Annotated in this window: 1 protein-coding gene; it reads left to right on the top strand. The window is 74.9% G+C overall.

What is annotated here, in order from left to right:
- A partial coding sequence (locus AC1DP0_RS22205; RefSeq protein ID WP_478088800.1) for an AMP-binding protein occupies positions 1-1,072 on the top strand: 1,072 nt, incomplete at both ends.

Here is a 1,072-nt window from a genome sequence, read left to right as displayed (position 1 = left end):
CCCCAGGAGCGGGCCGACCTCGTCTTCTCGGAGGCCGCGGTGACGGCCGTGGTGGGGCCGCGTCGCCAGGTCACGGTGCCGGCGACCGTCCGGGCCTCGCGGCGCGCCGCCTCCCGATCGCCCCGGCGCGCCCTGCCGCAGGTGAGCGTGGGCGACGACGCGTGGGTCATCTTCACCTCCGGCTCGACCGGCGTGCCCAAGGGCGTCGCGGTCTCGCACCGGTCGGCCGCGGCGTTCGTCGACGCAGAGGCGCGGATGTTCTTGCAGGACAGTCCGATCGGACCGGGCGACCGGGTGCTGGCCGGATTGTCGGTGGCGTTCGACGCCTCATGCGAGGAGATGTGGCTGGCCTGGGGCCACGGCGCCTGTCTCGTGCCTGCGCCCCGCAGCCTCGTGCGCACCGGCATGGACCTCGGCCCCTGGCTCGTCGCGCAGGAGGTCACGGTCGTGTCGACGGTCCCGACCCTCGCCGCCCTGTGGCCGGCCGAGGCGCTCGAGCCGGTGCGGCTGCTGGTCTTCGGCGGCGAGGCGTGCCCGCCAGAGCTCGCCGAGCGGCTGGTCACCCCGGAGCGTGAGGTGTGGAACACCTACGGGCCGACCGAGGCGACGGTCGTCGCGTGCGGGGCACGCCTCGACGGGACGCCACCGATCCGCATCGGCCTGCCCCTCGACGGCTGGGACCTCGCCGTCGTCGGCTCGGACGACCACCCGGTCGCCGCCGGCGAGACGGGGCAGCTCATCATCGGTGGGGTCGGTCTCGCCCGGTACCTCGACCCCGTCAAGGACGCCGAGAAGTACGCCGCGATGCCGACGCTCGGCTGGGACCGCGCCTACCGCTCCGGCGACCTCGTCGTGAACGACCCCGAGGGGCTCGTCTTCGTCGGACGCGCCGACGAGCAGGTCAAGCTCGGCGGCCGCCGGATCGAGCTCGGCGAGATCGACGCGGCCCTCCAGTCCCTCCCCCACGTCTCGGGGGCAGCCGCCGCGGTCCGGACGACGAGCGCCGGCAGCCAGGTGCTCGTCGGCTACGTCGTCCCCGCCTCGGCAGGGACGTTCGACCGCAAGGAAGCGC

It is taken from the genome of Terrabacter sp. P5_B1 (assembly GCF_056400505.1).
Note: the sequence above shows the minus strand (reverse complement) of the source record. Positions and strands in the feature narration are given on the sequence as shown.